This window comes from Achromobacter sp. SD115, assembly GCF_017355315.1.
Classification (GTDB): Bacteria; Pseudomonadota; Gammaproteobacteria; order Burkholderiales; family Burkholderiaceae_B; genus Achromobacter; species Achromobacter xylosoxidans_B.
Window position 1 is genome coordinate 146,504 of sequence record NZ_JADIJM010000002.1, and the last position, 12,651, is coordinate 159,154.

A 12,651-nucleotide genomic window follows, 5' to 3' on the forward strand; every position below is an offset into this window, starting at 1 on the left:
CTTATTTGGGTAAATCTTGAGCGCCGTTCGAGGGAAGATCGAAACGGCGTGACATCTTGTCCTTGAGACTGGCCATGGTGATCTCGCCTAGATGCGAATCCACCAGACGTCCCTCCGCGTCAAAGAACAGGGTCGTGGGCAAGCCGCGCGAGTTCATTGCCTGCATCGACGCGGATGCCGGGTCGAGCAGAACGTCGTTCAATGCCAGGCCTGCGCTGTCGAGAAAGGCCCGCGCCAGTTGCGCGCTCTCCCCCTGATTGATCAGAACGATGCCGACACCGGGGAACTCAGACTGCGCTTTTTCCAGCGCGGGCATCTCACGGCGGCAAGGCGGACACCAGCTGGCCCAAAGGTTGACGACCATCGGCTTGCCCTCGTACGACCTCAACGCGATGGGTTGGCCATCCAGCGTCACCAACTGCACATCTGGCAGGCGCGGCGACTCGTAGAGCAGTGAAAACACGGCGCCGCCTGTGAACCAGGCGACTACCCCGGCCAATACCCCGGCGTAGATGGGGCGGCGCGGCACAGACATGGACCGGGTTCGCCACCAGATGAACGCAATCGTCGCCGGCACCCCAATCCACCAGTAATATCCACCATCGCCGATTGCAATCATCGACATGGGCGCCGCGAAATAGTCTTCCCACCAGAAGGCGATGTATCCCAGGCGGGCTGCCACGATGCCCCAAAAAACCGCGTCGAGCAGCACGGCGCCGGCAAGCCGATGAGAGGCGTCCGGCAAGCGTTTGGCCAGCGCGCGGGTCACCAGCCAGGAAAGCAGTACCGCCGCGACGACACCAATGCTCTGAATGGAGAACGGACCGATACCTATCATGGCGTGCCTGCCTGGTTCAGATGCCCCAGGAAATCAGCCGCGCTGACCTCACCCACCACACGCAGGTCTCTGCGCTCCGTGCCGTCAGGCCCCACCAGGATAAGCGTGGGCGGCCCCATGACGCCCCAGTGCTTGAGCAGGGCCTGATCGGTGGCATCGTTGCGCGTCACGTCCGGCCGCAGTACCAGCATGCGCGCCAGCCGTTGCGCCACAGCCGGGTCGCCAAACACATTGCGCTCGATCACGTGGCAACTGATGCACCAGTCGGCGTAGAAATCGATCAAGGTCCATTGGCCCTGCGCAGCCGCTTGCGCCAGGCGCTTATCGACGTCCTCGACAGACTTGGCCTGGACGTAGGCCGGTTTGGCGGTCGCTGACGCGGCCGCCGAAGATGCGGCGCGCAGATGCGCCAACGGCTGCGACGCCGACTCGCCTCCCGACGCGGCGCCCACGAGCATGAAGATGGACCATAGGCCGGCAATGGCTCCCAGTGTGCGCAAGGTCCACATCAGACGCAGTCTTTGCGCCAGCGCTTGCGCCCAGGCCAGCAGGCCGATGGCGATAGACAGTATCCAAGCCCCCCACAGCACCAGGCTTACGGTAGCTGGCAGGAAGCGGTCGAGCATCATCACCGCCATTCCGACCATGACGTAGCCGAAGGCGACGCGTACGCTATTCATCCAGGCCCCGGGCTTGGGCAGTATGCGGGCGCCGCAGACAGCGATCGCCAGCAGCGGCAGACCCATGCCCAGGCCCAGGGAAAACAGCGCCAGGCCACCATACAGCGCGCTGCCCGTCTGACTGATATAGAGCAGAGCCCCCGCCAAGGGCGCGGTCATGCAGGGGCCGACCAGCAATGCCGACAAGAAACCCAGCGCCGCAGCGCCGACCACGCTGCCGCCAGAACGTCCTTGGTTGGTGGATCCGAGCCGGTTCAACAATGCGGACGGCAAGCGCAACTCGAACAGTCCGAACAAGGAACTGGCGAGAATCAGGAACAAGGCCGCAAATGCTCCCAGCAGCCAGGGCGATTGCAGGGTCGCCTGGAGATTGGCGCCTGCCAAGCCTGCCGCGACACCCACGGCAGCATAGGTGCCGGCCATGGCCAAGACATAGAACAGGGATGTGATGAAGGCGCGTCGCGGCTTGGCTTGATTGCCGACGACCATGCTGGAAATGATGGGAATCATCGGCAAGGTGCAAGGCGTGAAAGCCAACAACAGCCCGAAGCCGAAGAACAGCAAGGTGCCTGCGACCGGCCCCAGCGTCGCAAGACGTTGGGCAGCAGCCTGGTCCTCGGCGACGTTGGCGCCGCCGCTTGCGCCCGCCTCCCGTGGACGGACGCTTGCCGGAGGTGGGACAGCGGGAGCAGCGGCGGCTGCAGAGGCTTCAGCCGCCGTCACGGGCAAATTCACGGCCATGGTCTGCGGCGGATAACAGATGCCCCCTTCCGCACACCCTTGCCAATGCAGCGTCAGCGGACCTGTCACGGAGGAAGGAAAACGCAGGCGCAGCGCATCTCCGAGATAGATTTCCGTATTGCCAAAGAACTCATCATTCTTGGGCGTGCCTGGAGGGAGATCCAGGCGGACCTCCTCGCCCTGCCCGGAAACCAGCTTCAACGAGTGACGATAAACATAGTAGCTATCGGCAATGCGCCCTTGCGCCGTCAGCTCCCTTCCCTGCCGCTGCACTTGCGCCAGTTTGAATACATCGACCGGATCCAGGAATTCGGCTTCCTCCTTCCAGGAAAACAGTCCGGTACTCGCCCACGCACTGCCGATGGCGAGCAAACACAGAAAGACAATGGCCAGTACTCGCCGATATACAAACAACCTGATTCCTCCGGGCAATAGTCGGCCCCCTGACCACCCTCATGCGGCGGTGAAAGGGAGCATATCCAGCGATGATGGAGGAGGTCGATTAACTGAAACTAAAGAAGGGAACGCAGGCGCGGAGAGCTTGGATACCCAGGAGCCGACCTGCCTGGGTCAACAATTTCTGGCCTAACATATGGATTCTTTGCTGCAGCGGATTGGGATGCAAATGCGGGTATTGCTGGTAGAAGACGACGAACTGATCGGCAAAGGAATTGTGGCTGGCTTGCGCGCGCACGGCATCATGGTGCATCACGTTTGCACGGCAGTGGAAGCTGAAGCCGCCCAAACCGGGAACTCCTTCAATGCCCTGGTTCTCGACCTGGGACTTCCCGACCGTGACGGCATGGAGTTGCTCTCCGTTGTGCGCGCCATGGAGCCGTGCTTGCCCGTGCTGATACTGTCCGCCCGGGATGCCATAGAGCACAGGATCGCGGGCCTGCACCAGGGCGCCGACGACTACATGACCAAGCCGTTTGATCTGCGGGAATTGGCAGCGCGATTGCATGCGCTGGTCAGACGCACACAGGGGCGCGCAGCCCAGATCATCGCGGCGGGTCCGTTGCGCCTGGAACCTGAAAGCGGGCTTGCCTGGCTGGAAGGCCAAGCCATCTCGCTATCGCGTCGCGAGCTGGATCTGCTGGCTCATCTGGCCACTGCCGACGCGAGATGGATTTCTCCTGATCTGCTCAATGAACGCCTGTACGGGTTGGGCGAGGAAGTCAGCAGCAACGCGCTCAATGTCCATATTCACAACCTGCGCCGCAAACTTGGAGCTGAAGTGATTGAAACTTCGCGTGGATTGGGATACAGGCTGGGTTGGAGGCTCAACGCATGAGCTTGCGTCTTCGCGCGGTCCTGATCGCCGGAATTTCTCTGATGGTTTTGTGGGCGGCGGCAGCCGCCTGGATGATGCTGGGTGTGCGTGCCGACGTTGCTCGTACACTCGACGGCCGGCTGGCCATGTCGGCTCGCATGGTCTCTGGCCTGCTTGCAGGCTCGGCGATAGATCCCGACGCCAAGCCGACGGATTTCGCGCAAGCGGTTCGTGTCAATGGCAGCGAAGGAATCGCTTGCGAGATTCGCGCGCTTCGCGGTGAAGTCTTGGCGCGCACCAGCGGCAGCCCCGCCTCGGACTTCGAAAGCCTGCCTGGCGGTTACAGCACGCGCATGATAGCGGGGCAGGAATGGCGGATCTATGTGCTTCGTGACGACGGCTACCAAATCACGACAGCGGATCGTGTCGATCAAAGGAACACGCTGATCAATGAGTTGCTGCTTGCGGCAGGCGTGCCATTCCTGATCGCGCTTCTTGGTGGACTGGCTGCTCTCTGGATCGGTATTGGGCAAGGCCTTGCGCCGCTGCAAGCCTTGCGCATGCAGTTGCGGGCCAAGGAGACGGACGACACCACGCCTATTGCCGTCGCGAAGCCGCCAACGGAGCTGCGTCCGGTCCTGGATGCGATGAACGGACTGTTGGGACGCCTGGCCCAGGCACTCTCAAGCCAGCGGGCGTTTACGGATGCGGCAGCGCATGAATTGCGGACCCCTCTGACCGTGATCGATACTCACCTGCAAGTGGCCAGGCTGACTGAAGGCGAAGAAGCCGCGTCTTCACTTTGTAGTGCCGAAGAAGGCGTAAAGCGCCTGCGGCGCACCCTGGACCAAATGATGGTTCTTGCTCGTGCCGAGGCATCAATCAACCCGGAAGACAGGTGCGCATCCATCCAGGAAGTCATCTCCAGCGTCATCAATGCAACAACGGTCGAGGCACAGGTGCGCTTGGCGCTTTCCATCCATGGCTCAGATAGCGGTAGTTCGATTCCCCGCGGGATGCTGGAGGCTGCCGTCCGCAACCTTGTAGACAATGCAATCCGCTACTCCCCCGAAAACATGGCTGTCGAAGTCGCGGCGCACTTCGAGTCCCCGACCCGACAATGCCGTGTCATCGTGGCCGATCGCGGGCCAGGGCTCAGTGAGGATCAAGTAGCCAAAATTGGGCGACGCTTCTGGCGCGGAGACCAAGGCCGAAGCCGCAACGACGGTGCTGGTCTTGGTATCTCGATCGTGCATGCCATTGCCGAGCGATTCGGAGGGACGCTGAATCTGAAGCCCCGGGCAGGCGGAGGTCTGATTGCGGAACTTGTGCTTCCATGTTTCCCGCAGGTTCAGTGAACTTCAGAATGCACTAGCAGCAGTCCGACAGGCCACAGCGACAGATACAGTGGCTCTCTCCCCTACTCTCTGGATCCCGCAGGACCGTTCTTTTCGCTCTTGCTGGCCTGGAAGCGGGCCTTCTTCTGGCGATTCCCGCACGTGTTCATGTCGCACCACCGGCGGCTGCGGCTCTGGCTGGTGTCAAAAAAAGCGGCCTGGCAGCTTGGCGATGCGCACAAGGCCAGCTTTCCGTCTCGTTCGCCTGCGACGATGCTGATGGCGTCGGCGGCAATGACGCCCAGGGCATCTTCCACGCGGGCCGCCGGACCCAGCCACCACTGCCGCCTGCCTTCGGCTGTCAGGATTGCCGCAGCCTTGCTCCCGACGCTGCGGGCATTGATGACCTGGACGGCGGAGGCAGGCAGTGCATCTCCGACGGCGGCCGCGCTCGCGGCGGCGTGGATCGCTTCCCGCAGTTCCCGGGCAAGGTCGAGCTGGGCGGCGTTGCAGGACGTCACGGCCAGGCCGTTCAACGCCAGCCAATCCAGGAGCCGGCGCGGCGTGGGAATGCGCTCCACGGGATCACCCTGGCGTTCCGTCAAGGTTCCGGTGAAGCATGTCGCCAGCACGCTGCCGAGACGGAATTCAGGAAAATCGGCGCGCATGAGCACTCCTAAGCCGGTTGACGGTGAAATTGGCGGTATGTTAGAACCATCTAAGCCGGTTCGCAATGGCTCGTACTTCAAACCACGACGACCAGGAGATCGCATGCCTGCTTCAAACAACGACGTACACGTATTTGAGGCCCGCGCTACTGACGCGGATCTCGACGATCTGCGCGCCCGACTGGCTGCGGCGCGCTTGCCGGAGGCTGAAACCGTTCAGGGCGCGGCACCCGGCGCCGGCCGCTGGGCGCAAGGCGTTCCGCTGTCCGACCTCATCAGCGTGGTGGACTACTGGCGCACCGCGTACGATTGGCGCTCGTTCGAGGCGCGCCTGAACGGGATCGGGCAGTTCCGCACCGTGATTGATGGCCTGGGGATCCACTTCCTGCACCGCCGGTCCCGGCGCGCGGACGCGACTCCATTGATCCTGACGCATGGTTGGCCGGGCAGCATCGTTGAATTCATCGATATCGTGGACGAGCTGGCAGATCCGAAGGACGCCAGCGCGCCGGCGTTTCATGTGGTGGCGCCGTCGCTGCCGGGATTCGGCTATAGCGACAAGCCGGCGGCGACGGGCTGGGGAACCGGGAAGATCGCAGCGGCCTGGGTGGAACTGATGGAACGGTTGGGCTATGACAAGTTCCTGGCCCACGGCGGCGATTGGGGAGGCGTGATCACCGCGATCCTGGGCGGCAGGTTTCCGGCGCAGGTCATGGGCATCCACACCACGCTCGCGCAGGCCCCGCCTGGGTTGGCGTTGGATGGGCTGACGGCCGCCGAGCGCAAATGGGCCGAGGACACCCGCGACTTCTGGCGCTACCGCGCCGCTTACGCGAAACAGCAGGCGACCCGGCCGCAGACGATAGGGTATGCGCTGGTCGACTCGCCGGTCGGGCAACTGGCCTGGATCCTGGATAAATTCGCGGAGTGGACGGATAGCGTAGACAGCCCGTTCGAGCGGATTTCGCGGGATCGCATCCTGGACAACGTCACCCTGTATTGGCTGACGCGGACCGGCGCGTCGTCGGCGCGTATCTATTACGAAAGCCACGACTCGCTGGACCCCGAGTTGCGGGTGGATGTGCCGTCGGCCATCAGCATCTACCCCCGCGACATCGAAAAATGTCCGCATCCCTGGGCGCAGCAGCGGTATCGGCGGATCGTCCGGTGGCGGACACCGGCCATCGGCGGGCATTTTCCGTCGCTGGAAGCGCCCGAGGATTTCGTCAAGGATCTGCAGGCTGGCCTCGCGGCCGTGTTGGCCGCCCATCGGTGAGGCGCGCCCGGGACTTATGGTCATGCACGGTGGGATGGGCGTATTCGCGGGCCATGCAATCTCAACGACCTCCTGCGCCACCAGAGCCAGAGCCCGCTGATGCCCAATGCTCCCAAGCCCAGGCCCAGCAAGGCCACGACGGCTTCTCCCGCAACGCCGCCCAGCTCGCCCGTGTGCAACGGATAAAGCACGGAATTGATCCGCGCGCCCGGATCGAGTTCGTTCCAGCGCTGCGCCGCCAGCACCTTGCCGTCGCGCGGGTCCAGCCAGACGGTGGACCGTCCGTTGGGATGCGGATCGTCCGGCACGATCATGCGGATGGCCAAGGGCCGGTCGCTGCGCGGGGTGTAAAGAAAGTAGCCTATCGAGCCGTCCGGAAATGCCGCCTGGGCGGCGGCGGCCAGTTCGTCCAGGGACCGAGGCTGGATGGCGCCTGCGGGCCGCGCCGGCAGCTTGGGTGCGACGACCGGGGTCTGGCCGCTGGCCAGCGTGATCCAGCCGCCTATCGGACGCCAAGCCATGTAGGCGCCGCTGGCCATGCACACGGCTAACGCAAGCGCCAGGATGGCGCCGCCGTTGCGGTGCAGGTCGAACAAGGCGCGCAAGGTGCCCTTATCGAACGCCATGCGCAAGGACGGCGGCCATTTGCGCGGCCACCAGACGATCAGGCCGGATACCGTCAGGACCAGATAGGCCAGCGCCGTCCAGGCCAGTATGGCTTTGCCGGTCTGTTCCAGCATCAGGGCGCTGTGCAGCTTATAGACCAGGGCGACGATGCCCTCGTCCTCCCCCCTTCTGCCCTGCTCCCGGCCGCTGGCCGGATCCAGGTAGACCGTGCCGTCCCAGGCGCCCGCCACCCTCACCCTGACCTGCATGGTTTCGCCCGGTTCGCGCGGCGGGCGGAAGGTGTAGGAAGCTTGCGGGCCGAACTCGGCGGCCAGATGGCGGCGCAAGGATTCGAACGATGCCGCAGGCCCGGCGCCTGCGCTGCCGGCCCGGAAGAGCTCCGGATGCAGCAGCTTGTCCAGCGGCCGCGCGGCCACGAGGAAGGCGCCGGTCAGCCCGGACAGGATCAGGATCCCGCCCAGGCTCAGCGCCACCCAGCGATGGCAGAGCAGCCAGATGCGCTTGGGCATCAGTAAGCCAGGCGCGCCTGCAGGTAGACCATGCGCGGCGCGCCGACCATGCGGCCGCCGTTGGTGTCGACGTTGCGGGTGTAGTAGCGGCGGTCAAACAAATTGTTCACGCCGACGGCCAGTTCGCTGCCCTTCCATTGCGGCAGTTTGTAGCTCAGCTGCGTGTTCCAGACGCTGAAGCCCGGCACCCGGCCATCGCTCGCGTCGGCGCTCTCGTCTTCGGTGTTGGCCGTGTCCGAATACTGGCCGCTCTGCGCGGTGGTGTAGAGGTTGAAGGTCCAGTTGTTGCGGGTGTAGCGGCCGCCCAGCGTGCCGGTCTGGCGCGAATAGAACGGCACGTCGTTGCCTTCGAACTCGCCGGATTTCTGGATGGCGCGCACGTAGGTGTAGTTGGCGTAGAGATTCAGGCCGGCGAGCGGTCCGGACTTGTCGAAGTCGTAGTCGATGGCGAATTCGACGCCGTTGTGGGTGGTGGCGCCCAGATTGCGGAACACGGCCGGATTGGTGCCGGGGATCGACAGGATCTGGTTGTCGAAGCGCAGATCGAAGACCGTGAATTCGGTGTGGGTCTGTTCGCCCGAGTAGCGCAGGCCCGCTTCGATGGTCTTGGCGACTTCCGGGCTGAGCGGATTGGACGCCGACATCGAGTTCAGCTGCGTGTACTGCACCGCGCCGAACGAGGTGTTGTAGTTGGTATAGAGCGTCAGCGCGTCGTCGACCAGATAGGCGACGTTCAGCGACGGCAGGCCGCGGCTGTTGCGCAGGTCGAACGGCGTGTCGTTGGCGGTGCCGCTGGGCTGGCGGTTGGTGCGGATGTGCTCATAGCGCACGCCGGGCGTCACGCGCCATTGGCCGAAGGCGATGCGGTCGTCCAGGTAGATGGAGTGCGCTTCGGTCTTGTTGTCGAAGACCTGGGCGACGCCGACGCGCTGGCCGGTGGCCAGGGATTCCGAATAGCGCCGGTCCTGGCCGGTTTCGTGGATGTAGCGATAGCCGATGGTCACGTCGTGCGTGGTCGGGCCCCATTCCAGGCGCTGCGTGTAGCGCGGCTCTATGCCCAGCACCTGGTTGTTGCGCGGCTGGTAGTCGTTGCGTCCCGTCGTGGTGTTGATCAGCGAACTCTGGCGCGAGCTGTCGTAGTGATAGACGCGGGCCTCGAACTCCTGGGTGTCCGAGATGGAGTTCAGGTAACCGATGTCGACCTGGTCGCGCTGGCCTTTCCAGTAGTCGGTGGGATGGGTGTTCTGGAACGGATCGTCGCGGTACTGCGCCACGGTCAGGCCGCCCGGCGTCATGGACTTGACGTCGTAATGCGCGAACTTGCCGTAGATTTCCGAGGTCGGGGTCAGCTCAAAACGCCATTTCAGCGCCACGTCGTTGTAGCGGTCATGGCTGGCATCGCGCCATTGTTCGCCGTCCATGCCGGAATACATCAGCGCCACGCCCAGGCCGTTCTCGAACTGCGTGCCCATGAAGCCGGTGTACTGGGTATTGGTGCCGCCCTGGCTGAAGATGTTGTAGCGGGCGGAAGCCTCGGCGGTGAGTCCGGGGGTAGTCGGAATCGAGCGGGTCTTGAAGTTGATCACGCCACCCACGTTCTGCGGGCCATAGCGCACTGCCCCGCCGCCGCGCACCACGTCGATGGCCTCGATATTGCCGAGGCTGGTCGGCGACATCACCAGGTTCGGCTGGCCGTAAGGCGCCATGGCCATGGGGATGCCGTCCAGCAGCATGGTGGTGCGAAACGAATTGCGCGGATTCAGGCCGCGGATGCCGACATGCAGGCCTACCGAACTGCCGCTGGCGCTGGTGCTGCCGCTGATCTGCACGCCGGGCACGCGGCGCAACACGTCGGCCACGCTGGTGGCGCCGCTGTTCTGGATTTCGTCGCGCTTGACCAGCGTGCGGGCGCCGCCGAAGGTCTGCACGCTGTTCTCCAGGCCGGTGCCCAGCCAGTCGCCGCTGACCTGGATCGACTCCAGCGTGTTGGCGTTGCCTGCCGGTATGGCCTTGGCCGCGGGGGCGGGCGCGCGCACCACGTACCCCTGGCCGCCCTGCTCCACCGCCACCAGGCCGGTGCCGGACAGCAGCTGGGCCAGCCCGGATTCCACGCCGTAGCTGCCATCCAGGCCCTGGGTCCGCAGCCCGCCGGTGTCCTCGGGACGGAAGGAAAGCGTGATGCCGCCTGCCTTGGCGAAGGCGGAGAGCGCCTGGTCCAAGGGACCTGCCGGGATGCGATAGTCGTGCATGGCGGCCGGCGCGGCGCTTTGGGCTGCCGCGGGCGGCGCCGCGGCGAACGCGGCCGCCAGGCTCAGCGTCAATCCGGCTAGCCGCAGGACGCGGGTTTGGGTTTGGTCTTCGACTGCCACTTGGTCACATCCCTACAGGTCATCAATGCGCGGTATGCCGGATGAGGCCGGGGGAAAGGGACAACCGTGATGCGGCAAAGTTGTAAATAAGTGAAACCTGGACGGACTGGCGGCGCGTCAGCGCGTCAGCGTGACCCAGTAGGACGTGCGCGCCACGACGCGCAGATCCAGCGTCTTGGCCACAACAGCGAGCAGCGCGTCGGTGTCTTGCAGGCGGAACACGCCGGACACCCGCAGGCCGCCCACCGCCGGATCGCAACGCACCACGCCGCGCCGGTAGCGCGATACCTCGCCCAGCAGCGCGTCCAGCCGCATGTTGTCGGCTTCGATGACGCCGCGCGTCCATCCGGGCGACTCCAACGCGGCGGGCGCGCTGGGCAGGAAGGCATGGGAGGTGAAGCGGACCGACTCGCCGGCGTTGAAGATCCGTTCCGGACTCCCATTCCTGAGGTTCACGGCGACGCGGTGCTCCAGCACAGCCAGTTCGGTCAGGGCGTCGCCGTCATCCAGTTGCCGGACCACGAAGCGGGTGCCCAAGGCGCGCAAGCGGCCCTGGGGCGTCTCGACGATGAAGGGCCGCGCCCTGCCCGACTGGTCGGCGGCCGTGCGCACATAGACTTCGCCGCCGCGCAGCTGCAGCAGGCGTGTTTCGTCGGAATAGCGCACGTCCATGGCCGTGTCGGTATTCAGGTGAACCTGGCTGCCGTCGGCCAGGCGCAGATCCTGGTTTTCGCCCACCGCCGTGTGATAGGCGCCCGCCGGCTGAGTATTCATGCGGTAGGCCAGCAAGGCGGCCGGCGGCAGCGTCAGCCCCAGGGCTGCCAGCGTGCGCAGCACCGTGCGCCGGCTGACTTGCGGCGCACGCGTCAAGAGCGGCACGCCTACCGAGGCCGGCACGGCGTCGAATTGCTGCATCAGGCGCTGCGCGCGCTGCCAGGCAAGCTCGCGCTCCGGATTGCCGTGGCGCCAGCGTTCAAAGGCGGCATGATCGGCCGGCCCGGCCTCGCCGGAGTGCAGGCGCACCAGCCAGCGGGCGGCTTCCCGAATGACCGAGGCATCGATCGGCTTGGATCCTGTCGCGTCCATTTGTCAGGAGTCCAGCATGGTCAGGCAGATTTCGAAGCCTTGGGCCATGTAGCGCTTTACCGTGCGGTCGCTCAGTCCGGTGCGGGCGGCGATCTCGACGTAGGTAAGACCTTCCAGCTGCGACAGGACGAACACCTCGCGCGCCTGCGGCGCAAGGTTGCCGAGCATGCGGTCCAGCTGTTGCAGCGCCTGCTGCACGCCCAGCAGCATCTCGGGCGTAGCCTCCAATTCCGGCGGCAGCGCGGCCATGGCCTCGAGCCAGGCGCGTTCCAGCGAGCGGCGGCGCCAGTGATCGTTGAGCAGCCCCCGGGCGATGGTCGTCAGATAGGCCCTGGGCTGGCGCAGCGTGCGGACTTCCTCGGGATTGCGCAGCACGCGTAGAAAAGTGTCGTGCGCGAAGTCGGATGCCTCATCGCCATGGCCGAGGCGATGCCGCCACCATTGGCAGAGCCATTCGTAGTGGTTTTCGCAGAGTAGCTGGAGCGGCTGTAGGGGGTTGGACATGCTCGAACGCCCCGATAGGCAGCGCGATGACACGGAACGGCGGCCTGCCGGGCGGTAGCGCCGGCGGCCAATTGGGCTAAATGATACCAAGAACCGTTCGCAGTATCGAACTGGCGGCGCCGCCGCGACGCATGGGCCTCAGGCGTACATCAACTGCGGAATGCCGGCCAAAGCCGCTCCTTCGTAGAAGGCCACGAGATTCTTGAAGGACGTGGCGTAGGCCTTGCCGCCATTCGGGTCGACAACCCGCGCGCTCAAGCCCTGGAAGTCGGCCGTGTCGCCCTTGAGTCCGGACAGGACGATGGCATGGCCCATCTGGGCGTTGCTCGAATATCCCAAAAGCAAGATCGGCCCCGGGCTTAGCAAACTGCCCCAGGCATCGGCCGTCATGGACTTCAAGCCGTCCGTGCGGACCTTCAAAGCGGCGGCGAAAGGGACCACGCGATCGGCAGTGATGGGGGACTTGGTGTCGTACATGGGCTTCCACATGCCGCCGAGTTCGCCAGCGAGTTGCGCCATCGTGACGGGCACTCCCCGTGTTGCCGACATCAGCATGGCCGCGGACGCGAGCCAGCACAGATTCGACAAGCCCTGGTCCACTGGCACGATTCTGTTCGTATGGTCTATATCAACTGGCGCGGCAAGCGCCGAGCGGGATACGCACGCCGCGGCGGCCGCGACGATGAACTGACGTCTTTGCACCATTGCGTGTTCCCCTCGAAGTACGCGATCCGCTCGCCGGA

11 protein-coding genes are annotated in these 12,651 nt (G+C 64.7%); 3 read left to right on the forward strand and 8 right to left on the reverse strand.

The genetic code is table 11. The features are described 5' to 3' along the window. Position 1: 1 nt before the first annotated feature. Together IPU70_RS03010 and dsbD are read right to left on the reverse strand one after the other, a co-directional pair. On the reverse strand, positions 2–838 hold the full coding sequence (locus IPU70_RS03010; protein ID WP_207464837.1) for a TlpA disulfide reductase family protein: 837 nt from the start codon (positions 836–838) through the stop codon (positions 2–4). Continuing rightward, positions 835–2,673 (reverse strand): protein-disulfide reductase DsbD, encoded by a 1,839-nt coding sequence (gene dsbD / locus IPU70_RS03015; RefSeq protein ID WP_207464839.1) that lies wholly within the window; start codon positions 2,671–2,673, stop codon positions 835–837. Before dsbD ends, IPU70_RS03010 begins: the two co-directional genes overlap by 4 nt. 211 nt (positions 2,674–2,884) lie before the next feature. Between dsbD and IPU70_RS03020 the strand changes: the two genes are divergently transcribed. Beyond that, on the forward strand, positions 2,885–3,553 hold the full coding sequence (locus IPU70_RS03020; RefSeq protein ID WP_207465325.1) for a response regulator: 669 nt from the start codon (positions 2,885–2,887) through the stop codon (positions 3,551–3,553). Beyond that, positions 3,550–4,890, forward strand: a complete 1,341-nt coding sequence (locus IPU70_RS03025) for an ATP-binding protein (RefSeq protein WP_207464841.1) — start codon at positions 3,550–3,552, stop codon at positions 4,888–4,890. The genes IPU70_RS03020 and IPU70_RS03025 overlap by 4 nt, the downstream gene beginning before the upstream one ends. A 62-nt stretch (positions 4,891–4,952) precedes the next feature. Here IPU70_RS03025 and IPU70_RS03030 read toward each other — a convergent pair whose 3' ends face one another. Beyond that, a complete protein-coding gene (locus IPU70_RS03030) occupies positions 4,953–5,537 on the reverse strand; it encodes an ABATE domain-containing protein (protein WP_207464843.1) in 585 nt (194 codons plus the stop codon). A 103-nt stretch (positions 5,538–5,640) separates the two neighbouring features. On the opposite strand from IPU70_RS03030, the gene IPU70_RS03035 reads away from it, so the two are divergent. After that, the gene (locus tag IPU70_RS03035; RefSeq protein WP_207464845.1) at positions 5,641–6,813 is read left to right on the forward strand and encodes an epoxide hydrolase family protein; all 1,173 of its coding nucleotides are present in this window, start codon (positions 5,641–5,643) and stop codon (positions 6,811–6,813) included. Positions 6,814–6,833: 20 nt separating this feature from the next. Here IPU70_RS03035 and IPU70_RS03040 read toward each other — a convergent pair whose 3' ends face one another. From IPU70_RS03040 to IPU70_RS03060, 5 genes are all read right to left on the reverse strand, one after another. After that, complete coding sequence (locus IPU70_RS03040; protein ID WP_207464847.1) at positions 6,834–7,949, reverse strand: PepSY domain-containing protein; 1,116 nt, start codon at positions 7,947–7,949, stop codon at positions 6,834–6,836. Next, positions 7,949–10,318, reverse strand: a complete 2,370-nt coding sequence (locus tag IPU70_RS03045; protein ID WP_207464849.1) for a TonB-dependent receptor — start codon at positions 10,316–10,318, stop codon at positions 7,949–7,951. The genes IPU70_RS03040 and IPU70_RS03045 overlap by 1 nt, the downstream gene beginning before the upstream one ends. A 117-nt stretch (positions 10,319–10,435) precedes the next feature. After that, on the reverse strand, positions 10,436–11,404 hold the full coding sequence (locus IPU70_RS03050; protein WP_207464851.1) for a FecR domain-containing protein: 969 nt from the start codon (positions 11,402–11,404) through the stop codon (positions 10,436–10,438). A gap of 3 nt (positions 11,405–11,407) precedes the next feature. Then, a complete protein-coding gene (locus IPU70_RS03055) occupies positions 11,408–11,908 on the reverse strand; it encodes a sigma-70 family RNA polymerase sigma factor (RefSeq protein ID WP_013393794.1) in 501 nt (166 codons plus the stop codon). Between the two features lie 138 nt (positions 11,909–12,046). Then, positions 12,047–12,613, reverse strand: a complete 567-nt coding sequence (locus tag IPU70_RS03060; protein WP_207464853.1) for a papain-like cysteine protease family protein — start codon at positions 12,611–12,613, stop codon at positions 12,047–12,049. Between the last annotated feature and the right edge of the window lie 38 nt (positions 12,614–12,651).